Below are 23,404 nucleotides of genomic sequence, written 5' to 3'. Positions count from 1 at the left end.
CGGCAGCGAACAAATTGACGTTAGCTCCAATTATTCGCGCCGGCAACGGGATTCGGGGTACCACAACGCAGGTCACCGGGAGGGACGCACTGTGACATACCCTGGCGTGCGCTGGTCTCGCGGCGTCGTTCCCCTCCTCCTGGTGGGTGCCGCCATGGCGGTGGCCAATCACGAACAACCCGTGGACACTTCGACACCGCAGGCTGCGCCGGTGCCGAAGATCGCCGCTCCCCCACCAGCGCCGGCCGGCGTGCAGGCCCCCGTTCCGCCGCCGGCAGCGGCCCGTGCCTCCGTGCCACCACGGCGCGCAGCGCCCCCGCCTGCCCCCGTCCCCGCGCCTCCCCCACCTCGTCCGCCGGCTCCGCCCGTGATCCGTGTCGCAGCACCGCCGGCCCCGGCACCACCGCCTCGTCCACCGGCCCCACCCCCGGTCGCCGTCGCCGCACCACCACCGCCACCGGCCCCAGTTCTGCCGCCGGTTGCGCTGCCCGTGTCGGCGCCGCCGGCCGCTGCCGATCCGTGCATCCTGAGCTTCGAACAGATGCGCGCGATGGTGGCCTCCGCGTACAGCGGGACGATTCTGAGCAAGGCCACCTACGGTCCGGGGTGCACTTTCCCGCTGGACGCCGGAGTAGACCTCGATATCGCCTTCCCGGTTCCGGTCGGCCGCCCCAATCCCGCGCCACCACCGGCACCACCGGCGCCGCCACCCCCGGGACCGCCCCTGACCACGAACCTCCTGACCGACGAGGTGATGGTGGCCGTACTCACCGGCGTCGGCGACTACGGCTATCACGCCGGAACGGGCCTCACCTAGCGAGCCCCTGCCCTCACCCGCCGGACAATTGCTGACGTCGTTCTCAACGGCGGCGCCGTCACCATGCGGGACACATTGCTGAGAGGGAGAGTTTTGGCGAAACGGACGCACCGACAATCTCGGCGATGCTAGGGTTGCAGTCGACGCCGACGTCAATATCAGGGGCGCGACAGCCCAGCATTCACCGAAAATGCGCTGAATCTGCGGGCAAGCAAGCTATATGCCCGGCCGCGGGGCGCAAATCACCAGGTAAGAAGCCTTCAAGCGGAGCACCACAACGCCCAGCGCCGTGCTACGCTCAAGTTAGCTACATGCCAGCTGCGGCTGGCTGTGGCAAACCACGGGGGACGAAACGAGGTATTAGCTGATGCGAAGCGGAAGCGCACCGCAGACGCCTGATGCCACCGGCAACGACGGCACAACGCCCAGTATCAGCACGGTCGCGGTCATCAGCTGCAGCCGCATCGGCATGACCGCCAATCCCCCCAGCTTCTCGATCGTCGGCTGGTTTCGGCCCCGCCGGCGTCGCTGACTCGCCGCTCAGCGGCCGGTGCTGGACTCGCCGCTCAGCGGCGGCGGACCCGCCGGATCACCAGCACCACCACGACGGTTCCCACCACGGACCCCACGACGGCCGGCTTCTTCACGAACGCGAGCACACGCGCCTTGGCATCATCAGCGAGTCGCTGCGGATTCGCCCGCACCGCCAACTGGTCGACCGTCGACGCGAGCTGATCGCGCGCCTGATCGATATCGCGCTTGATGGTCTCGGGATCCCGGTCGGCCACTGTGCCCCTCCATGTGCGCCTTACAACTCACAACCTTGCCGCACTACCCTAGAGCAGCCGCAGTCCACTCCGCTGCACCGGTCGACGAGAAAGACGTGTAATCAGGTATGCCTCAGACCCCGCGCCTCGCTCCCGGCGACAAAGCGCCCGCCTTCAGCCTGTCCGACGCCGACGGCAACACCGTCAGTTTGTCCGACTTCACAGGCCGCAAGGTCATCGTCTACTTCTACCCCGCCGCGTCCACCCCGGGCTGCACCAAGCAGGCCTGCGACTTCCGCGACAGCCTCGCAGAACTCAACGAGGCGGGCCTGGACGTCGTCGGTATCTCACCCGACAAACCGGAGAAGCTGGCCAAGTTCCGCGACCACGAAGGGCTGACCTTCCCCCTGCTCTCCGACCCGGACAAGAAGGTGCTCACCGCGTGGGGTGCCTTCGGCGAGAAGACGATGTACGGCAAGACCGTGCAGGGCGTCATCCGGTCGACGTTCGTCGTCGACGAGAAGGGCAACATCGAGGTGGCCCAGTACAACGTCAAGGCCACCGGTCACGTCGCCAAGCTGCGCCGGGATATCTCGGTCTAGGAGCCCATTTCCGACGTTCTGGTGACGACTCCGGCGATTCGACGACCGAAACGTCGGAAACGACGCGTCAGCGCTGACCCAGCGCACCCAGCAGCAGCGCCTCCGCCGTCGCCGCACGTTCCAGCACCCCGAGGTGCAGGCTCTCGTTGACGCTGTGCGCCTGGGTACCCGGGTCCTCCACGCCGGTCACCAGAATCTTGGCGGCGGGGAACGCGGTGGCGAACTCCGCGATGAACGGGATGGATCCGCCCATGCCCATGTCCACGGGCTCACGGCCCCACGCCGTATGGAAAGCCGTCCGGGCGGCGTCGTACACCGGGCCGGTGGCCTCGATCGCGTAGGGCTGGCCGACATCGCCCGGTGTCACGGTGACCTGGGCACCCCACGGCGCGTGGGCCAGCAGATGGCGGGTCAGCGCCTCGAGATGGGCCGCGGCGTCGCCGCCGGGGGCCACCCGCAGGCTCACCTTGGCTCGCGCCCGCGCGATCAGGGTGTTGGACGCCTTCTCGATCGGGGTGGTGTCGATACCGATGACGGTGATGGCGGGCTTGGCCCAAAGTCGTTGCACCACAGACCCGGAGCCGATCTGCCCCACCCCGTCGAGCAGCCCGGAATCCGCCCGCACCCGCTCGTCGGGAAACGCGACATCGGCGGCGTCGGCCTCATGCAGGCCGGCGACGGCCACATTGCCCTCGTCATCGTGCAGGCTGGCCAGCAGCCGCACCAGCACCGAGAGCGCGTCGGGCACCACACCGCCCCACAGCCCGGAGTGCAGGCCGTGGTCCAGGGTGGCCACTTCCACCACGCAGTCGGCCAGGCCGCGCAGCGACACGGTGAGCGCCGGGATCTCGGTGCTCCAGTTGTCCGAGTCGGCGATCACGATGACATCGGCGGCCAGCAGATCGCGGTGTGCGGCCAACAGGGCTCCCAGGGACGGTGAGCCGGACTCCTCTTCACCCTCGACGAACACCGTCACCCCGACCGGGGGTTTGCCGTCATGCGCCCGGAACGCGGCCAAATGCGTGGCGATCCCGGCCTTGTCATCGGCAGTGCCCCGGCCATAGAGCCGGCCGCCGCGCTCGGTGGGTTCGAACGGTGCCGAAGCCCACTGGTCCGGATTCCCCTCCGGCTGCACATCGTGATGCGCGTACAGCAGCACGGTCGGCGCACCTTCGGGCGCGGGATGACGGGCGATGACCGCGGGGGCCCCACCCTCGGCGACGATCCGGACGTCCCCGAAACCGGCTTCCGACAACAGTTTTGCCGTCAGCTCCGCGCTGCGCGCCACCTCGCCGCGCCGCGCCGGGTCGGCCCACACCGATTCGATGCGCACCAACTCTTCGAGATCGCGCCGCACCGACGGCAGAAGCTCGCGGACACGTTCGACTAGATCGGTCATGCAGACGAGGTTAGCCGCACCTCGTCACCGGCGAACGTGCGCAAACCGCCGACCGCGAGCGGCGTGTCGCGTACCGACACGCACGCTCGCGGCGATCAGGCTTCGAGGACCGCGACCGCGGCGGCGGTATCGGCCTCGTGGGTCAGTGACAGGTGGATCGTCACATCCTTGAGGTGCTCGGCGATCGCCCCGGTCAACCGGACCTTCGGGCGCCCCCACATATCGGTGATCACCTCGATATCGCGGTGGATGCCCTCCGGCAGCATCGGCCGCTTGGAAAACCGTGACCCCGACCAGGCCTTGATCACGGCTTCCTTGGCAGCCCACCGCGCCGCGAGGTGACGCGCCGCCGACGAACTCTTGTCCGCGGCGTCGCGCCGTTCACCCGGTGTGAAGGTCTCGGCGAACACAGTGCCCGGTTGATCCACCTGTGCGGCGAAATCCGGAATCGATACCAGGTCGATGCCTACCCCTACGATGCCCATACCCGGCACGCTATCCGACTCACGTTCGCTCATTTTCAGTAGTGGTCATCCGTGCCGAGGCGAGCCGCCGGATCCAGCAGCATCGCGGCCTCCTGAGGCTTCTCCGGGGTGTCATGCCCGAACCTGCGGTCGGCCGGCTTCTCGTACAGCGACGGCCCACCGGCGATCGCCGACGCCAGCGTGCGCTGGCCGGTCAACACCCGGGCGTTGGCCCGTGCCTGGTAGTCCGCCCGCTGATCGGCCGGCAGTGCCGCGATCAGCGCCTGCGGATGCACCAGCGCCACCAGACCCGACACGTGCCCGAACCCGAGGCTGGTCACCAGACCCGCCTTGAGCGGGAACTTCTCGCCCAGGTGCAGTGCCTCACGAACCCAGACGAAGTGTTGTGCGTGCGACAGTTCGTCGTCGACACAGTCCAGGCTGCGGTTCGGCGGGATGACCCCGTCGCGCAGGATCTGGCACAGACCCATCATCTGGAAGGCCGCCGCGCCGCCCTTGGCGTGACCGGTCAGGCTCTTCTGGCTGACCACGAACAGCGGAGCGCCCTTCGAGCGACCCATCGAAACCGCCAGTCGCTCATGCAGTTCGGTCTCGTTGGGATCGTTCGCCAGCGTGGAGGTGTCGTGCTTGGACACCACCGCGATGTCGTCGGGGCCCACCCCGAGCTTGGCCAGCGAGCGGGCCAACCGGGATTCGCGGCCACCACGGCCGGCACCGAGAGCGCCGAGCCCGGGAGCCGGGATCGAGGTGTGCACACCGTCGCCGAACGACGACGCGTAGGCGACGACGGCCAGCACCGGCAGCCCCATCTGCACCGCGAGATCACCACGGGTCAGCAGAATCGTTCCGCCACCCTGTGATTCGACGAAGCCGAGACGACGACGGTCATTGGCGCGGGAGAACTTCGAGTCGCTGATGCCCTTGGCGCGCATCATCTCGGTGTCCGCGGTGGCCGCCATGTCACCGAAGCCGATGATGGCCTCCAGCGTCAGGTCGTCGTAACCGCCGGCGACCACGAATTCGGCCTTGCCGAGCGTGATCTTGTCGACGCCCTCCTCGACCGACACCGCGGCCGTCGCGCAGGCGGCGACCGGGTGGATCATCGAGCCGTAGCTGCCGATGTAGCTCTGCACCACATGGCCGGCGAAGACGTTCGGCAGCACCTCCTGCAGGATGTCGTTCGGCTTGTTCTTGCCCAGCAGGTTGCCGTGGTACATGGTCTGCATCGACGTCATGCCACCCATACCGGTGCCCTGCGTGCTGGCCACCAGGCTGGGGTGCACCCACCGCATCAGCTCGGCCGGGCTGAAGCCCGCCGACAGGAACGCGTCGACGGTGGTCACCAGGTTCCACAGCGCCACCCGGTCGATCGAGCTGGCCATATCCGGCGTGACGCCGTAGACCTGCGGATCGAATCCGGTCGGGATCTGCGCGCCGACCGTGCGGGACAGCTTCACCTTGCGCGGCACCCGGATCTCGGTGCCGGCCTTGCGGGTGACCTGCCAGTCGGCACTGTCGGGCACCGGCGAGATGACGGTGTGCTCGGGGTCGAACTGCACGAACGCCCGGGCATCGGCCTCCGACGACACCACGAAGGTGAAGTCCTTGTCCAGGAACACCGAAACCAGCAGCGGCGCAGCGTGATCGGGGTCGATCGCACCGTCGTCCACCCACTCGCGGATGCCGACCCGCTCCACCACGGCGTCGTGGTAGCGCTCGACGAGTTCGCCCTCGTCTACCAGGTCACCGCTGGCGGTGTCGTACCAACCCGGCTTGGGGTCGTCCTCCCACTTGACCAGCCCGGTGGTCCAGGCCAGCTCCAGCACACCGGCGGCGGACAGCTGCCCGGACACCTCCATCTCGAAGCGGGTCCGCGACGAGCCGTACGGCCCGAGCTCGGCACCGCCGACGATGACCACCAGATCGGCGGGGTCGACGTCGAGGTCGTCCCACGCCGGCGGCGGGGCGGCCTGGTAGCCACGGGGCGGTGACGGCAGCGCCGCGATGGTGCCGGCACCGTCTGCGTCGGCACCGTCCTCGTCGGAAGCGGACTCCGCCAGCATCTCCTCGCGTGCCTTGGCGGCCAGCTCGGCCATGTCGAGTTCGACCTCGCCCAGGCCGCCGGTCAGATCGACCTTGATCGGCTCGCGGGCGGCGGCCACCTTCGACTCGATGGTGCACAGCGCCAACAACATCGACGCCATCTCTTCGGTCGTGTAGGTGGTCACCCCGGCTTCCTCGACGGCGCCGACGATCGCGTCGTTATGCCCCATCAGACCGGTGCCCTTGGTCCAGCCGATCAGCGCGTGCGCCAGCGAGACACGCTGGGCCCACGATGATTCCGCCTTCCAGCGGGCCACGACGGCATCGAGGGCGGACTTGGATTCGCCGTACGCTCCGTCGCCACCGAACATGCCGCGGTTGGGCGAGCCCGGCAGCACCACATGCAACCTCGACGCGATATCGCGCTCGGAACCCAGATGCGACAGCCCGGCGATGAGCCGCTGCACGGCCCACAGCAGCACCTTCATCTCCATTTCCGAGCGCGCACCGGCCTCGGACAGGTCCCCGGCCACCCGCGGAGCGGCGAACGGGAACAGCAGCGTCGGGTTCTGGGCGTCCTTGAGGTGGATCGCCTTGGGCCCGAGGTTCTCGGTCTGCTCGCTACCGACCCACTCGACGAGCGCGTCGATATCGCTGTAGGACGCCATGTTGGCCGGGACGACCCACAGGGTCGCGCCGAAGCGGGCATGGTCGCGGTAGAGCGTGCGGTAGAACGCCAGCCGGTCGTCGTCGAGCTTGGACGTGGTGGCGATCACCGTCGCCCCGCCCTCGAGCAGTTGCCCGGCCACCGAGGCGGCGATCGAGCCCTTCGAGGCACCCGTCACCACCGCGACCTCGTTTGCGTAGCCACCCTTGTCGGGGTTCTCCGCACCCGCGGCGGCGCGGCCGTACAGCGCTGCGTGCGTAAGGCGGCCAGCCGCAAGCGCACGACCCTGCCACCAATTGGCCTGCGTCCCCACGACGTTGCCGGCGCCTTCGAAGCGCTGCGACAGCCGCTCCCAGTCCGCGTCGATCTCGCTCTCGTCGAGCAGCCACAGCTTGGCCAGATCCTCACGGGCACTGGCCCACCGGTCGTCGAAGACCACGGCCTTGCGCGCATCGAACACCGGCGCCACCAGACGCGGCCAGTCCGAACCCAGCTCGGCGGTGACCAGGTCGATCAGCTCGGAATCGCTGACGGTGTCGTTGGCGACGGGCGCGTTGAGGCCCAGCTCGCTGAGCACCAGCCGGGCGGCCGACGCCAGCACACCATTGGGTCCGGTGACCTGCTCGGCGAATTCGGTCAGCGCCGCCGAGTCCACAACACCGCCACCGGCGGCACCGGAGGACGGCAGGCTCACGGAGATGCCCTTGCGCGCAGCGACGGCCGCGACCGCACCGTCAATGGCCTTGTCCACCGACGCGGCATCGGCCAGCGCACCCTCGTGCAGACCGCCCATGCTGCCACCGCGGACACTGGATCCCTCACGGGTGCCCAGCGCCACCTCGGCGGTGACGTGCTTGGCCCAACCGGGGCCGAGTTCCCATGTCTTGGTGACACGTTCGGCGATGTAGGCCGGGCGCTTGCCCGACGGCCCGAACACCGTGCGCAGCTGATCGTTGATCGCATCCGAGAGCACCGGCCCGAACGGCTTGTACGTGCGGGCCAGCTTGGTCACCTGAGCCTTCAGCCCCGACAGGTCGGCCTCTGCCGCACCGTCGATGGCACCCAGGTTCAGCTCGGATCCGAGGTCCACCAGCAGCTGGTTGCGCCGCGACGACGCACCGTCGGTGATCGACTCGATGGAATCCAGCGGCTCGATCTGCTCGACCCGCATCTTAGCCGACAGCGCGATCAGCGACAGCGTCGCGTCGGCGGCGTCGTAAGCGATGTCGTCCGGCCGCGGGCCACCGCTGGGGGCGGCGGCCGGAGCCGGTGCCGCCGCGGGGGCGGCCGCCGCCGGAGCGGCTTCCGTTGCCGCCGAGGGGGTTTCGTCGGCCTCGGGCTCGGGCTCCGGATCGGTGTCCGTGGCGAACAGCACCGCGGCGTCGCGCTCGGCGTTGAGCACCTCGGTGGTGTTGTGCGAGTACTCCGGCAGCTTCAGCGTGTTGGTGGCCAGGCCGGCGACGGTCGGCGCCGTCTTCACGCCGATCTCGACGAACCGCTCCACACCGAGACCGCCCGCGGCCTCCTCGATGAAGAGCAGGTCCTGGGTCTCGATCCACCGCACCGGACTGGCGAACTGCCAGGCCAGCAGTTCGATGACGACCTTGCGGCACAACGCTTCCGGCTTCTCGTTACGCCAGGTGTCGTAGTCGGCGAGCACCTCGTCGAGCGGCTCGGCCGGCACCAGATCGCGGATCTCCTGGATGAAGTCGCGGTCCAGCGTGAACGGGCGCGGCACCAGGTTCGGGATGTAGCGGCCGACGATCAGCGCCGGGTCCTGTCCCTCGGGCATGACGCGCTCCAGCGCGCGGCGGAAGTCGGCGACGCCGACCCGCAGCACCTCCGAGTGGAACGGCACGTCGATACCGGGCACCAGGATGAACGACCGCTTGCCACCGCTGATCTCGCGGCGCCGCTCGATCTCCTCCTCCAGCGCCTCAAGACCGCGCACCGTACCGGCGATCGCATACTGCGAGCCGCGCAGGTTGAAGTTCACGATCTGTAAGAACTCACCGGTATTCGCCGCGATTTGAGCGACGAAGTCGGTGACGTCGTCATCGTCGAGGTCGATCTGCGACGGGCGGATGGCCGCCAGCCGGTAGTTCGACCGGCCCTTCTCGTCACGCGGCACGATGTCGTGCATCTTGCTGCCGCGGTGGAACACCACCTCCAGCAGCGCCTCCAGCTGGTAGACGCCGGACACGCAGGCCAGCGCGGTGTATTCGCCGACGGAGTGACCACAAGCGATGGCGTCCTCGACGAACGCACCCTGCTCGCGCATCTCGGCGACCTGGGCCGCGGCCACCGTCGCCATGGCGACCTGGGTGAATTGGGTCAGGTACAGCACGCCCTCGGGGTGGTGGTAGTGCACGCCGGAGGCGATCAGGCTGGTCGGGTTGTCCCGCACCACGTGCAGAACCGAGAAGCCCAGGGTGTCGCGGGTGAACTTGTCCGCGGTATCCCAGATCTTGCGGGCGGCCTTCGACCGGGCCCGCACCTCCATGCCCATGCCCTTGTGCTGGATGCCCTGGCCGGGGAACGCGTACACCGTCTTCGGCGCGGCCAACTGGGCGGTCGCCGACATCACCAGGTCGCCGCCGACCTTCGCGGTGACCTCGATGATCTCGGCACCGCGGTCGATGCCGACCCGGTCGACCCGGAAGTCGATCTCGTCGCCGGGTAGCACCATGCCCAGGAAGCGCGAGGTCCAGCCCACCAGACGCGCCGGCGGGGTGGCCCGACCGTCGGTGGCGGTGACCACGTGCTGAGCGGCGGCCGACAGCCACATGCCGTGCACGATCGGGCCTTTCAGCCCGGCCAGCAGCGCGGCGGCCCGGTCGGTGTGGATCGGGTTGTGGTCACCGGAGACCACGGCGAACGCGCTCATATCGGTGGGCGCGGTGACGGTCGCATCGCGGCGACGGCGACGCGGGGTCTCGGTGGCGTTGTCGGTGATGGCACCGCCGGCCCGCAGCGGGTCGGGCAGCTCGGCGGCGCCGTTGCGTCCGCGGATCGCGAAGCGCTCCTGCAGGGTCGCCAGCACCGTGCCCTCGGCATCGGCGATCGTCACCGACACCGGTACGACGCGGCCGTATTCGGTATCGCTGGCGGCGGCAGCCGTTGCGGTGACGGTCAATTCGGCCTTGCCCTTGGGCATCGGCGCCAGCAGATGCGCGGCGTGGTCCAGGTGCACCAGGCTGAGCAGACCTTCGACCACCGGGAAGTCGTCGGCGGTCACGGCAGACCCGATGACCGAGAACACCGCCGGCCAGCAGCGGCCCACCAGCGCGTCGGGCACCAGGGTCAGGCCGGGCGCCAGCGGGGCACCGAAGGTCGCGGTGACACCGGTGTGGTCGGCGATCTCCTCGGGGTCCCAGCCGACGGTCACGGTGGCCGTGTTGTCCACCACGGTCGGCAACGCATCCACCCCGTCGACACCGGCGGCGATGGCCAGCACGGCGCGCATCGCGGCCGACGCGTCCTCGGTGGTGACCACCGGCATGCCACCGTTGACGGTGGCGGCCGGCAGGGTCAGCTTGATCTCGATCCAGATGTTGCTCAGCGGGACGCTCAGCGTCACGCCGGCCTCGGTGAGCTCCAGGCGTGAACCGGTGGACGGGTGGACCGCGGAACGGTTTTCGTTGACCTGCCATTCGCTCGACGCGCCGATACGGTGCACCGGGTTGATGGCGGTGCGCCCGGCCCACAGCACGTCGGGCGAGTCCAGCACGACGGCGATGGGGCCGACGACGTCGGCGCGGGCCTGGCGGCGGGACACAACCGGAACCGGCGACGCTCCACTTGCGATGACCTCGTCGATGGCGGCCTGCTCGAAGCGGTCGAGCAGGTCACCGACCGGCTCGTCGACCCGGGTGATACCGGCGACGGCCTGCGTGCCCGGGATGATGCACACCTGATCGGCGGTGTAGCGCGCATCGTGGGCTTGCCACAGCGAGTCGCTGCGCCACCAGCGCCGCACGTCCTTGTCGATGACCGGGACGAAGTTGACGGGCTTGCCCGGCACCTTGCACAGGGTGATGAAGAACGGCACGTCGGCCGGGTGCAGCTTGATGGTCTCGGCGTCCGGGTAGCGCGACAGCAGCGCGGCACGGGCCGCGGCCGGGTCCTCCAGCAGCGCGGTGTCGGCGAACAGCGTGTCGATCGGACCCGAGTCCTGCGGGTGCAGGCGGGCCTCGGCGCGCTTGAGCATGTCGGCGAAGCGATCCCGCCAGGTGATGTCGAGCCACGGCGAATCGGCGCGCTTGGTGTCCGCGGTGGAATCCCCGCTGCCGATGGCCAGCTCGACGTAGCGGTCCAGCCACTGCAGGTAGGTCAGGTCGGCCAGGTCGCCGAAGTAGGGCTTGGCGGTGTCGGCCATCGCGGCGATGATCTCGTCGCGGCGCTCGGCGACGGCGTCGGCGTCCCCGGCGACCTCGTCGAGCAGGCGCCCGCAGCGCGATGCGGTGTTGTCGATCTCGTGGATGTCGGCACCCAGCTGGCTGCGCCCGGAGGCCATGCCGCCCTGGGCTTTTCCGGCGCCCACCCAGATGTCGGTGCCGTTCGTGTCGACCAGCAGCTGCTTGACCGCAGGTGAGGTGGTGGCCTCCAGGGTCGCCATCGCCGCGGTACCGACCAGGATGCCGTCGACCGGCATCAGCGGGAAGCCATAGGTCTGCGACCACCGGCCGGACAGGTAGTCGGCGGCCCGCTCCGGGGTGCCGATACCGCCACCGACGCAGATGGTGATGTTGGACAGCTTGCGCAGGTCCGAGTAGGTGGCCAGCAGCAGGTCGTCGAGGTCCTCCCACGAGTGGTGGCCACCGGCGCGGCCGCCCTCGATGTGGGCGATGACGTCCTTGCCGGGCACCTCGGCCGCGATCTTGATGACGGACTTGATCTGGTCGATGGTGCCGGGCTTGAACACCACATGGGTGATGCCGATGCCGTTGAGCTCCTCGATCAAGTCGACGGCCTCGGGCAGTTCGGGGATACCCGCGGTGACGATGACGCCGTCGATGGGTGCGCCGGCCTGACGGGCGCGCTGCACCAGGCGGCGGCCGCCCAGCTGCAGCTTCCACAGGTAGGGATCCAGGAACAGTGAGTTGAACTGGATGGCACGGCCCGGCTCCAGCAGCTGGGTCAGTTCGGCGACACGGCCTTCGAAGATCTCCTCGGTGACCTGGCCACCACCGGCCAGTTCGGCCCAGTGGCCGGCGTTGGCGGCGGCGGCGACGATCTTGGCATCCACCGTCGTCGGGGTCATACCGGCCAACAGGATCGGCGAACGTCCGGTCAGGCGGGTGAACTTCGTCGACAGCTTGACCGAGCCGTCGGGCAGCGTGACGGTCGACGGCGCGTAGCTGCTCCACGGGGCGGGCACCTCGGGTGCGGCGCCGACGGTGAACAGGCTGCGCTGGCCGGCGCGGGTGGCGGCAGGAACGATGCCGATGCCCAGCCCACGGATGACGGGGGCGGTCACGCGGGTGGCGGTGTCACCGGGGCCCAGGTCGATGATCCACTTGGCGCCCGCGTCGTGCAGGCGCTCGACCTCGGCGACCCAGTCGACCGGGTCGACGAAGACGGCCTTCGCGAAGTGATGGGTGAGCTCGGGGTCGATGCCCGGAATGCGGGCGGCCCACGAGTCGATGAGGTCGACGGCGTCGGCCAGGCGGGGGGTGTGGAAGCCGACCTCGACCTGGATGCCGTTGAAGACCGGGGCGAACACGGCGCCGCCGCGGGTCTTGTTCTTGCGCTCGGCTTCTTCCTTCTCGGTGATCTTGCTGCAGTACAGCTCGAACCGGGACAGCTGCTCGGGCGTGCCGGTGATGACCACCGAGCGCCGGCCGTTGCGGATGGACAGCACGGGCGGCAGCACGGTGCGCACGTCGGTGGAGAAATCTTCGAGGAGCTCGGCGATGCGCTCGGGATCGGCGTTGGTGACCGACACCATCGGCGACTTGTCGCCACGACCGACCATCCCGCGCCGGCGCGACATCAGGGAGCCCGCGGCACCCATCAGCTGCAGGATCGCGAGCATCTCGGCGTCGCGGGTGCCCTTGGCCTTCAGCGCCTCGGCCGCCACGATGCCTTGGGAGTGCCCGGCGACGGCCACCGGCGGGGTGCCGTACAGGTCGAGTCCCTGGCGCAGCAGCGCACGGGTGGCGGCGATCTGCGCCAGCAGGATGCCCGGGCCCGAGATGGCGGTGCTGATCAGCTGCTTGGGGGCGGGCAGCGGCTCATCGGCGGCCAGCGCGCGCACCCACTGCAGCGGCTCGAAGCCGATCGGCCGGACGACGACGAGTTCGCGCGCCACCGGCTCCAGCAGCATGTCCGCTTCGGTGACCAGTTCGCTCAGTTCGGATTCGATGCCCGCGGAGCTGACGAGTTCCTCGAGGCTTTCCAGCCAGCCGCCGCCCTGCCCGCCGAACGCGACCGCGTAGGGCTCGCCGGCGTTCAGCAGATCCACGAGCGCGTGCGCGCCTGACAGCGACGCTCGGCCGAGGTCGGTCTTGCCGTTGGCGGTCACTCTGTCGTGTTCATTGATCGTCACGTCTTGCCATCTCCCTCGGTACTGATCTCGTCACGCGTCTGGCTGATGGTGCCGGTGTCGCCGCGCCATCGCGGCCGATCCCGGACGGGCCTGCCCATGCAGGCCCCGGCGATTCGGCACTGAATCTCCATGAGCTCTCGGCCGGTGCAGTCTGCTGGCATGGTCGGGGGTCACGCCTCGGTGTTCCCACCGTGGTGCGACCCCCCGGGGCCAGGTCCAGCAGAGCAGTCCAGCCGTACTAAGAGTGTCATAAGAGCTGGTGTGATCATCCGCCCCTAAATGGTTACTAGCGAGTTCTACGCTCGAGTAACCACGGCTCGTATAACGCCGGTTCACACGACGACCAAAGTCCTACGGGACAAACGTCCTGTTGGCAGGTGGTTACGGTCGAGTAGCTATAACTTCCCAGATCAAAGCAGCATTGTTATCAAATCGTTATGTCGAATTTCGGCGCCTGTCGCGCAGCACGACTCGATCGACAGTTTCGCCAGAAGTGTCTATAAAAGCCCGAGAATTTCCGGAAGTTGTTTGCTGGACTTTATTACTGATCAGTAAGTTTTTAGTCCCACTGCCCGAACGACGGCTTCAGGATCTCGTTGAGGTCCACCCCGACGCCACCCACCGCGCGCTTGTCGATCTCCACCTGGTGCAGATGCGCTGCAGGGTGCGCAACGCCGCCCGGCGAACCCCAATTGTGCTGCCAGAAGTACGAGCCGAGACCATCCTGGATGGCCCATTCAATGGTCTTGGAGTTGGCGTAGACGCCGGTCCGCTGATGACCGATGACCGCCTCCCACCCCTTCAGATAGGGGGCCACCTGTGTCTTGTACTGGTCGTAGCTGGGATCGTCGTCGATCGAGGCGTAGACGGGGGCACCGACCGGTCCACCCGCCGCGGTGTGCAACTGCCAGCCGCGTTTCGCGTGCGCGACGCCGGCGCTCTGCCCGCCCAGCCAGTCGGCGGTGTCCGCTTTGCCGTACTGGTAGCACGACACGATCTTCAAGCCGGACTTGTAGAGGTCTCGAGCTTCGGGCAATTGGATCGGCTTGCCCAGCATCCAGGCTCCGCCGGGCCGTCGGTCGGACACGTACCGGATGGCGCCGATCGCGCCGGAGGCCCGGATGTCGTGGGCGGGAATGACCCCGGCCGCGTAGTCGAGCAGCACGCCCAGGGGTGCGGCGGCGGCCTGTGACGCCAGGGCCGCGGAGACGGCGGCACCCATCCCGAGGATTGCGGGTGCCGCGGCCGCGTATTTCAGCAGATCACGGCGGGAAAGTGACACGAGAATCAGAATATGACAACTGCCTCATGATCCTCATCAACGCCACTGGTCGCATATGCATCAAGTTTCACGGCTTCCGGCGGATACCGTGCCGCTACCCCCGCGACGAGACGAAATCCGTACTTGTGCTGCGGTTTGACCGGTGAATCCATACGATCTCGACCATGCCCGCATCGACATCGGGACTTGCTGGAAGCGCGGACGTCAGCCCCGGACTCGACAGGGAGGGCGATCCGCGCATCGAACTCATCGGGGTCCGAAAGGTCTTTCCGGGCCGCCAGGCCGAGGTCATCGCGGTCGAGGGTGCCGATCTCAGCGTCGCCGACGGCGAACTCTTCGCCATCCTCGGCCCGTCCGGCTCGGGTAAGACCACCGTGCTGCGGATGATCGCCGGATTCGAACAACCGACCGCGGGCACCATCCGACTGGGCGGCACCGACGTGACGACGGCGCCGCCGCAGCGGCGCGAAGTCAACACCGTGTTTCAGGACTACGCCCTGTTCCCCCACCTGACGGTGGGCCAGAACGTCGAGTACGGCATGAAGGTGCGCGGGGTCGCCAAGGCGGAGCGGCGCCGTCGGGCCGCCGATGCCCTGGACATGGTGCGGCTGACCGAGCACGGCGACCGTCGCCCCGAGCAGCTCTCCGGCGGCCAGCGTCAACGCGTCGCCCTGGCTCGCGCCCTCGTCGGGAGGCCCCGGGTGTTGTTGCTCGACGAGCCACTCGGGGCACTCGATCTCAAACTCCGCGAGCAGATGCAGGTCGAGTTGAAGGCCATCCAACGCGACGTCGGGATCACGTTCGTCATCGTCACCCACGATCAGGACGAAGCACTCACCCTGTGCGACCGCCTCGCGGTGTTCAACGCGGGGCGCATCGAACAGGTCGGCGGGGCCCGCGAGGTGTACGAGAATCCGGCCAACCGGTTCGTCGCCGATTTCGTCGGCACCTCCAACGTCGTCGACGGCACCGCCGCCCAGACGCTGGTGGGCCGAACCGGGACGTTTGCCGTGCGCCCCGAACAGATCGCGGTGCTGCCCCCGGGGAGCGCCGCCGGTCCGGGCACCCGCACCGTCGAGGCCACCGTGGCCGAGGTCATCTATGCCGGCCCGCTGACCAGGGTGACCTCCACCGCGGCCGGGACCGCCGTGACCGCGACGGTGCTCACGTCGCGCACCTCGCTGCCGGCCGGCCTGGCTCACGGCTCCCCCGTCGTCCTGTCGTTCCCGGACTCCGCCGTCCATCCGCTGAACTCCTGAGGAGGCCGCACATGTTACGAACCACGATCCGCACCGGGCTCGCCCTGGCCGCGACTGTGGCCCTACTGGCCGCGTGTTCGAGCGCGTCCGACGGCGGCGGGTCCGGGCAGGCCCCACCCAAGCTCGAGGCACCGACCTCGCTCGGCGACGGCGAGGGCCAGCTCAACCTCATCGCCTGGGCCGGCTATGCCGAGAACGGCTCCAACGACAAGGCCGTGGACTGGGTCACCCCGTTCGAGAAGGAGACCGGCTGTAAGACGAACGTCAAGGTGGGCAACACCTCCGACGAGATGCTGCAGTTGATGCGCACCGGTCAGTACGACGGCGTCTCCGCCTCCGGGGACGCCTCACTGCGCCTCATCTACGGCGGCGACGTGGCGCCGGTCAACACCGACCTGGTCCCCAATTACGCGACCATCTCCCCGTTCCTCAAGGACAAGCCGTGGAACTCGGTGGACGGCAAGATGTACGGCATCCCGCACGGCTGGGGCGCAAACCTGTTGATGTACAACATCGGCGTCGTCAAGGACGCGCCCGACTCCTGGGCGGCCGTGTTCACCGATTCCGGCAAGTACAAGGGCAAGGTCACCGCCTACGACTCACCGATCTACATCGCCGATGCGGCGCTGTACCTGTCGAAGACGAAACCCGAACTGGGCATCAAGAATCCGTACGCGCTGACCGCCGCACAGCTCGATGCCGCAGCGGATCTGCTGAAGGCGCAGCGGGAGAACATCAGCGAGTACTGGTCGGATTACACCAAAGAGGTGCAGGCCTTCGAGTCGGGCACATCCGTCATCGGCACCACCTGGCAGGTCATCGCGAACACCATCGGCAGCGACAACAAGGTGCAGGTGAACACGATCCTGCCCAAGGAGGGCGCCACCGGCTGGTCGGACACCTGGATGGTGGCCGCCAAGGCGGCGCACCCGAACTGCATGTACAAGTGGATGAACTGGATCACCTCCCCCGAGGTCAACGCCCAGGTCGCCGAGTACTTCGGCGAGGCGCCGGCGCAGACCAAGGCCTGCGAGCACACCAGCCAGAAGGACTTCTGCGACGTCTTCCACGCCACCGACTCGAAATACGCTGAGCAGATCCACTATTGGACGACGCCGCAGCGCAAGTGCGTCGACGGCAGCGGAGACAACTGCACGACCTACGATCAGTGGGTCGACAAATGGCAGCAGATCAAGGGGTGATCGCACGCCGCGCTCGGCTGGCACTGCTGCTGGTGCCACCGCTGGCCTGGCTGACCATCGCGTATCTGGGATCACTTGCCGTTCTCCTTGTTTCGGCGTTCTGGAGCACTGACAGCTTCACCGGAGCCGTCACCCGGACGGTCACCACCGACAACCTGGTGCGGGTGCTCACCGATGCGGTGTTCCGCGCGGTCACTCTGCGCACCCTGGGCATCGCCGTGGCGGTGACGGTGATCTGCATCGTGCTGTCGGTGCCGCTGGCGCTGTTCATGGCGAAGTTCGCCTCGCCCCGGGTACGCCTCCTGCTGGTCGTGGCGGTGACTACACCGCTGTGGGCGAGCTATCTGGTCAAGGCCTACGCCTGGCGCGTGCTGCTCTCACCGGAAGGTCCGTTGGCGTGGGCGGCAGGCGGCACACCGGGTTACGGGCTGACCGCCACCGTCATCACGCTGAGCTATCTGTGGTTGCCGTACATGGTGATTCCGGTGTTCGCGGCCTTCGAGCGAGTACCGGACACGCTGCTGGACGCCAGCGCCGACCTGGGCGCCTCCGATGCGACGACGCTGCGGACGGTGATGGCACCGTTGGTCTTTCCCGGTATCGCCGCGGGTTCGATCTTCACCTTCTCGTTGTCGTTGGGTGACTACATCGCGGTGACGATCGTCGGCGGCAAGACCCAGATGCTGGGCAACCTCATCTACGGCCAGCTGGTGACCGCCAACAACCAGCCCCTGGCCGCCGCCCTGTCCCTCATCCCGCTCGTGGCGATCGTGGCGTACCTGCTGGCGATGCGGCGCACCGGCGCCTTGGAGAACGTCTGATGCGATCGGTGCGGACCCGGTGGGCGCTACGGTGCTGGACCGCCCTGGTGCTGCTGTTCCTGTACGCACCCCTGCTTCTGGTCGTCGTCAACGCGTTCAATGCGTCGCGCAGCTTCGCCTTCCCGCCGACCGGGTTCACGCTGCGCTGGTGGGTCGACGCCGCGAGTAGCGTCGGGATGTGGCAAGCCCTGGCCAACTCCGCGGTGGTCGGCCTCGCCGCCACCGCGATCGCCCTGGTGCTGGGCACCATGGCGGCGTTCGCCGTGCAGCGGTACCGGTTCTTCGGCAGGCAGGCGGTGAGTTTCCTTGTCGTGCTACCGATCACACTGCCCGGTATCGTCACCGGCATCGCGCTCAACGCGACCTTCACCTCGGTACTCGGCGTCACACTCGGCATCGCGACGGTGATCATCGGGCACGCCACGTTCTGCATCGTGATCGTCTTCAACAACGCCCAGGCCCGGTTACGGCGCCTCGGTACGCATTTCGAGGACGCCTCAGCCGACCTGGGGGCCTCACCGTGGCAGACGTTCCGCTACGTCACGTTGCCGATGATGCGCGGTGCGCTGGTGGCCGGCGCGATCCTCGCGTTCGCGCTGAGTTTCGACGAGATCGTGGTCACGACGTTCACCGCAGGGCCGGCGGTGCAGACCCTGCCGATCTGGATCTTCGCCAATCTGTTCCGGCCCAACCAGGCGCCGGTGATCAATGTGGTGGCCGCGGCGCTGACCGCGCTGGCGATCCTGCCGGTGTGGCTGGCACAACGCTTCGGGGGCGATCCGGCGAACACCCGCCTGTAAGGGTCACAGCCGCTCGCCCAGCGCCCGGTCCAACCGGTCAGTCGCCACCAGCCGGCCCAGTTCGTGGTGATCGGCGACCGGGCCCGTCACCCCGCCCACCGTCGCCGACACCCGATCGGCCAGCCGGCGCACGTCGCCGTCGACCGCCTCGATCAGTTGCAGGATGAACCGGACGTAGCCGCGCTGGTCGTCGGTCCGCGCGACGATGACCCCGATCGCCGGGTTCGTCCATGCCAGCCCGTCGGCGGTGCGTTGCACCAGCCCTGCCTGCAGCAGAGCGTCGGCCTCCGGACCGTCGAGCGCGAGGACGAATGCCTGCGGCCACAGGCCCAGGAGCTCGATCAGATCGCTGCCCCGCCGCACGGCGTCGAAGAACTCGGCGATATGCGCGGAGGTGAACCCACGGCGCAGCAGTTGGTCGATGGCCCGCAACTGGGCCAGATGGTGATCGTCGTAGATCGCGGCCCTGCCGGCCCGGCGTGGCGGGTCCAGCAACCCGCGTTCGCGGTAGGCACGGATGTTGCGGGCGGTCACCCCGGAAACTCGGGCCAGCTCACCCACGCGGTAGTCAGGCAAGATCGAGGGCCGATCCGTGTCTGCAACCATCCATATTTCCATGCTAACTCGCAGTTCGGCAGGTTGAGCGAATTACCTGACGGCCACCGATCACAGGGTTCGAATACCGCGTCTACAGTCTCCATCTGCGCGAATTCTGGTTTTACCTACCCTCGAACGCGCCGACGCCGGTGGCTCCAGCCAACTCCGGACACGCCCCACCCGTTGCTGGTGAGCAAATTCACCGGAAATCGATTGGCGATTCGTCCCATCATTTTGGGAGAATATGACAGGACAAAGCTCGTCTTTCCCGATTCCGGCTGTCACTGCCGAAGAGAGGCTGTCGCCGTGCGTCCCTGGATCGTCTGGGCCACCGGGCTACTGGCCTATATCGTCGCCGTCCTCAATCGGACCACCTTGGGTGTCTCCGGGTTGGAGGCCGCCGACCGCTTCCACGCCAGCCCCAGCGTGTTGTCGACCTTCGTCGTGCTGCAGGTGATCGTCTACGCGGGCGCCCAGGTACCTGCCGGTGTCCTGCTCGATCGTTTCGGCTCGAAGGTCCTGATCGTGTCGGGCGCGGCACTGATGGCCGCCGGGCAGCTCGCCATCGCACTCACGGAGTCGCTACCGCTGGCGTTGGCCGCCCGCGCGGTCGTCGGCCTCGGCGACGCCATCACGTTCATCTCGGTGCTGCGCCTGGTACCGCACTGGTTCCCGGCCCGACAGATCCCGCTACTCACCCAGTTGACCGGCATCTCCGGGCAGGTCGGCCAGGTGCTCTCGGCCATTCCGTTCCTGTCGCTGCTCGGCGTCTCCGGTTGGACGTCGGCGTACCTGTCGGTGACCGCGCTCGGGGTACTGGTCCTGGTGCTCGCCGTGGTGGTCGTGCAGAACACCCCGCACGGCCGGCTGGCCACCACCGAGACCATGGGCGTGCGCGACACCCTGGCCAGCGTGCGCACGGTGTGGATGCGGCCCGGCACCCGGCTGGGGTTCTTCACTCATATGGGCACACAGTTCTCGGTGACGATCTTCGCCCTCATGTGGGGCGTGCCCTACGTGATGGTGGCTCAGCACCAGTCCCGGGCGGCGGCGGGCATGCTGCTGACCATCTCCGTGGTCACCGCCATCGTCGCCGGCATCGTGCTGGGCATCTTCACCGGCCGTTACCCGCACCGTCGTTCGTGGATGGTGCTCGGCATCATCGGCAGCAACGCGGCGATCTGGACCGTGGTGCTGGCGCTGCCGGGACCCGCGCCCCTGTGGCTGCTGGTCGTGCTCATCGTCATCATCTCGGTCGGCGGGCCCGGCTCCATGGTGGGCTTCGACTTCGCCCGCACCTTCAACCCGAGCGCCACCCTGGGTACCGCCCAGGGCATGGTGAACATGGGTGGCTTCCTGGCCTCGCTGATCCTCATGCAGGCGATGGGCTGGATCCTCGACGCCGCGGGCGGCTACTCGTTCGACTCGTTCCACCTGGCGTGGACACTGCAGTACGCGGTCTGGGTATTGGCGGTCATCGGCATCCTGGTGACCCGCAAGAAGGCGCGAAAGCTGCTCGCCGAAGAGGAAGAGCGGGAACTGCTGGAGACCGTCGAGATCGGGGCCGTCCACCCCGCCGACCGCCGGGCGCGCTAGCCGACCAGTCGCCGGGCCAACGCGTCGGCCATGTGCCGGTGCCCGACGAGTTCGTACCCGACCACCGTCACCATCGGCGCCGAGGTGGCGACCAGCAAGCACAGCGCCATCGACACCCCGGCCAGCGCCAACAGGACCGCAGCCACCAGCACCGCGGCGGTGAGCACGAGCAACAGAAGATGGAACCAGTCGGTCCCCCGCACCATCAGCGAATAGATCAGGAACACCAGGCAGACGAACAGACCGACCGGGATCACCACCGAGAACACCGTGCCCACCGATCCCAACTCGGAATGCCCTTCCAGGTAGTAGGCGGCTACGTGCAAACCGGCGCCCGTGGCGACAATCGATCCGAACAAGAAGATGGGCAGATAACCGAACCAGAACGACTGCTCACGATGGGCGTGCAGCAGGTCGGCGGTCGGCACGATGAAGTACACCCACCACATGCCGAAGGTCAGACCGATGCCGGCGATCGCGACCAGGACGGCGTCGGTCGTCCAGCCCTGCTCCTGCACCACCGCCGAAAGGGTGGCGACCGTCCCGACCACACCTTCACCGAGGGCGATGATGGCCATCAGCCCGTAGCGCTCACTGATGTGGTGCGCATGCCAGGGCGTGCCGCCGACCTGGCGCTCCGCCAGCACCGGCACCGAGATCTCCAACAGGATCAGCACACCGCACCAGACCAGCGTCACCACCAGCGAGGTGTGCGCGAAAATCAGGGCGATCCAGCCGATCTGCACCACGCTCACCGAGATCGCGTAGGTCAGGCAGGCCCGCCGCCGCGCCGGATCGCCGGCCGCCGCGCGCAACCACTGCGCCACGAGTCCGACACGCATCACCACGTAGCCGGCGACCAGCACCGTGTTGTCGACATATCCCCCGTGCTCGATGGAGGCGAACACGGGCGGAATCCCGAGCGTCAGGATCACCACACCGACCATCTGCACCATGGTGGTCACCCGGTACACCCAGTCGTCGGTGTCATAGGCCGACGCGAACCAGGTGAAGTTGATCCAGGCCCAGCAGATCGCGAAAATCGCGAACGTGAACGCGATCAACCCCGCTCGGATGTGGCCGCCCGTCAACGCATGGGCGAACTCCGAAGCGGCGGTGCCGAACCCGACGACGAAGGTGAGGTCGAAGAGGAGTTCCAGCGGGGTGGCGACCCGGTGCTGCTCATGCGGGTCTCGCCCCGACATCACCCGGACCCGATGTGTGTACGCACTCATGACACCGCCCCTTCCCCACCCGACGCGCTAGCGTGGGCGGATGCCCACCCCCGACACCCTAGGGTCCGCCGTCGGAGTCGTGCTCGCCGCAGGTATCGGATCGCGGGTCGGCGCCGACGGCAACAAGGCGTATCTCCGGCTGGCGGGCCGTTCGATGGTGGCGTGGTCGGTGCACGCCGTCGCGGCCACCCCCGAGATCGGCCGCACCATCCTGGTGTATCGCAAAGGTGAACGGGATATCGCCGAAAGCACCGTGCGCGAAGACCTTCCGGACACCGCGGTGGAGTATGTGGCGGGCGGGGACACCCGCCACGACTCGGAGTCCAATGTGCTGGCCCACCTCGCCGGCGATATCGATGCCGGCACCGTCGACGTGGTGCTGATCCACGATGCCGCCCGCCCCCTCGCCACGCCGGATCTGATGCGGGCGGCACTGACCACCGCGCGCACCTTCGGCGGCGCGGTGCCCGCGGTGGACGCCCACGGCACGTTGCGGGCGGATACCCTCGCCGGGTTCACCGAACGTCTGGTGCGGGTGCAGACACCCCAGGCGTTCCGGGCCGCGCCACTGCTGGCCGCCTACCGGCGGGCCGGTGCGGAGGGATTCGACGGCACCGACACCTCGTCGTGTGTGCAGCACTTCACCGATGTCGACGTGCGGGTGTTCCCCGGGGCGTCGGACAATCTGAAGGTGACCTTCCGCCACGACATCGCACTGGCCGACCACCTGCTCAGCGACAGGCGATGAGCGCCTCGATCAAGGCGGTGTCGGCCGGCAGGTCCGCCAGGATCGCGTCGGGATCGCCTTCGACGGTGACGATGTCCACGTTCGCCAGTGCGTCGACGGCGGCACCGTAGGGGTACTGAGCGGTCCGCAGCGCCGACCGGTCCACGGTCGCCAGGATGCGCCCTTGCGCGTCAACGGTTTTGACGGTGTCGGTGACCGGCACGATCGGCACCACCTTGGCGGCGCCGCCGGCCAGCGCCGCCCTGACCCGCCCGATCACCTGCGGTGAGATCAGCACCTGGCGCGGGTCGGCCACCAGGACATGGGAAACCGCCTCCGCCCGAAGGTGTTCCACGGCGGCGGGCAAGCCGTCACCGTCCGGTGCGGCCAGTACCGTCGCCGCGGTGCCTGCCAGCGCACGGTCGATATCGGCCACCAGTGCCGGCGCGGCCGTCACCACCACGCTGTGCAGGTCGGCCGCCGCCAACGAATCCACCACGCGCCACAACGCCGAGCGGCCCGCTATCGGTGTCAACACCGCGGCACGGTGGTCTG

At 68.2% G+C, this 23,404-nt stretch carries 16 protein-coding genes; 8 read left to right on the top strand and 8 right to left on the bottom strand.

The genetic code is table 11. The annotated features are described in order from the left end of the window. Positions 1-367: 367 nt before the first annotated feature. A complete protein-coding gene (locus tag FHU31_RS19300) occupies positions 368-817 on the top strand; it encodes a hypothetical protein (protein WP_167161182.1) in 450 nt (149 codons plus the stop codon). 566 nt (positions 818-1,383) lie between these two features. Here the strand turns inward: FHU31_RS19300 and FHU31_RS19295 are convergent. Then, positions 1,384-1,605, bottom strand: coding sequence for a DUF3618 domain-containing protein (locus tag FHU31_RS19295; RefSeq protein ID WP_090353170.1), 222 nt, complete (start codon positions 1,603-1,605; stop codon positions 1,384-1,386). A gap of 107 nt (positions 1,606-1,712) precedes the next feature. Between FHU31_RS19295 and bcp the strand changes: the two genes are divergently transcribed. Further along, positions 1,713-2,186 (top strand): thioredoxin-dependent thiol peroxidase, encoded by a 474-nt coding sequence (gene bcp / locus FHU31_RS19290; protein ID WP_167161563.1) that lies wholly within the window; start codon positions 1,713-1,715, stop codon positions 2,184-2,186. A gap of 67 nt (positions 2,187-2,253) precedes the next feature. On the opposite strand, the gene FHU31_RS19285 is transcribed toward bcp, so the two are convergent. The 4 genes from FHU31_RS19285 to FHU31_RS19270 all read right to left on the bottom strand — a co-directional run bounded on the left by FHU31_RS19285 (position 2,254) and on the right by FHU31_RS19270 (position 14,612). Next, the gene (locus FHU31_RS19285) at positions 2,254-3,585 is read right to left on the bottom strand and encodes a dipeptidase (RefSeq protein ID WP_167161561.1); all 1,332 of its coding nucleotides are present in this window, start codon (positions 3,583-3,585) and stop codon (positions 2,254-2,256) included. 95 nt (positions 3,586-3,680) lie between these two features. Beyond that, complete coding sequence (gene acpS, locus FHU31_RS19280) at positions 3,681-4,070, bottom strand: holo-ACP synthase AcpS (RefSeq protein ID WP_090353927.1); 390 nt, start codon at positions 4,068-4,070, stop codon at positions 3,681-3,683. Between the two features lie 35 nt (positions 4,071-4,105). Beyond that, positions 4,106-13,330: a type I polyketide synthase gene (locus FHU31_RS19275; RefSeq protein WP_167161559.1), complete on the bottom strand. Its 9,225-nt coding sequence runs from the start codon at positions 13,328-13,330 to the stop codon at positions 4,106-4,108. Between the two features lie 559 nt (positions 13,331-13,889). After that, a complete protein-coding gene (locus FHU31_RS19270; protein ID WP_167161557.1) occupies positions 13,890-14,612 on the bottom strand; it encodes a DUF1906 domain-containing protein in 723 nt (240 codons plus the stop codon). Positions 14,613-14,776: 164 nt separating this feature from the next. On the opposite strand from FHU31_RS19270, the gene FHU31_RS19265 reads away from it, so the two are divergent. Genes FHU31_RS19265 through FHU31_RS19250 form a run of 4 tightly spaced genes read left to right on the top strand, consistent with a single transcriptional unit; the run spans position 14,777 to position 18,694 of the window. Next, the gene (locus tag FHU31_RS19265; protein ID WP_167161554.1) at positions 14,777-15,871 is read left to right on the top strand and encodes an ABC transporter ATP-binding protein; all 1,095 of its coding nucleotides are present in this window, start codon (positions 14,777-14,779) and stop codon (positions 15,869-15,871) included. Positions 15,872-15,882: 11 nt separating this feature from the next. Beyond that, the gene (locus tag FHU31_RS19260) at positions 15,883-17,073 is read left to right on the top strand and encodes an ABC transporter substrate-binding protein (RefSeq protein WP_167161552.1); all 1,191 of its coding nucleotides are present in this window, start codon (positions 15,883-15,885) and stop codon (positions 17,071-17,073) included. Next, the gene (locus FHU31_RS19255; protein WP_167161551.1) at positions 17,052-17,894 is read left to right on the top strand and encodes an ABC transporter permease; all 843 of its coding nucleotides are present in this window, start codon (positions 17,052-17,054) and stop codon (positions 17,892-17,894) included. The genes FHU31_RS19260 and FHU31_RS19255 overlap by 22 nt, the downstream gene beginning before the upstream one ends. Then, complete coding sequence (locus FHU31_RS19250; RefSeq protein WP_167161549.1) at positions 17,894-18,694, top strand: ABC transporter permease; 801 nt, start codon at positions 17,894-17,896, stop codon at positions 18,692-18,694. The genes FHU31_RS19255 and FHU31_RS19250 overlap by 1 nt, the downstream gene beginning before the upstream one ends. 3 nt (positions 18,695-18,697) lie before the next feature. Here the strand turns inward: FHU31_RS19250 and FHU31_RS31250 are convergent, their stop codons facing one another. Beyond that, complete coding sequence (locus tag FHU31_RS31250; RefSeq protein WP_234901526.1) at positions 18,698-19,300, bottom strand: MerR family transcriptional regulator; 603 nt, start codon at positions 19,298-19,300, stop codon at positions 18,698-18,700. Between the two features lie 297 nt (positions 19,301-19,597). Here FHU31_RS31250 and FHU31_RS19240 point away from each other — a divergent pair, with 297 nt between their 5' ends. After that, positions 19,598-20,887 (top strand): MFS transporter, encoded by a 1,290-nt coding sequence (locus tag FHU31_RS19240; RefSeq protein WP_167161547.1) that lies wholly within the window; start codon positions 19,598-19,600, stop codon positions 20,885-20,887. Here FHU31_RS19240 and FHU31_RS19235 read toward each other — a convergent pair. Continuing rightward, positions 20,884-22,122: a low temperature requirement protein A gene (locus FHU31_RS19235; RefSeq protein WP_234901525.1), complete on the bottom strand. Its 1,239-nt coding sequence runs from the start codon at positions 22,120-22,122 to the stop codon at positions 20,884-20,886. The genes FHU31_RS19240 and FHU31_RS19235 overlap by 4 nt on opposite strands. A gap of 40 nt (positions 22,123-22,162) precedes the next feature. Between FHU31_RS19235 and FHU31_RS19230 the strand changes: the two genes are divergently transcribed. Next, positions 22,163-22,870, top strand: coding sequence for an IspD/TarI family cytidylyltransferase (locus tag FHU31_RS19230; protein ID WP_167161545.1), 708 nt, complete (start codon positions 22,163-22,165; stop codon positions 22,868-22,870). On the opposite strand, the gene FHU31_RS19225 is transcribed toward FHU31_RS19230, so the two are convergent. Continuing rightward, positions 22,854-23,387 (bottom strand): 2-C-methyl-D-erythritol 4-phosphate cytidylyltransferase, encoded by a 534-nt coding sequence (locus FHU31_RS19225; protein WP_167161543.1) that lies wholly within the window; start codon positions 23,385-23,387, stop codon positions 22,854-22,856. The two genes, FHU31_RS19230 and FHU31_RS19225, sit on opposite strands and share 17 nt — an antisense overlap. Between the last annotated feature and the right edge of the window lie 17 nt (positions 23,388-23,404).

Source organism: Mycolicibacterium fluoranthenivorans, assembly GCF_011758805.1.
In the GTDB taxonomy this organism is placed as follows: Bacteria; Actinomycetota; Actinomycetes; order Mycobacteriales; family Mycobacteriaceae; genus Mycobacterium; species Mycobacterium fluoranthenivorans.
Note: the sequence above shows the minus strand (reverse complement) of the source record. Positions and strands in the feature narration are given on the sequence as shown.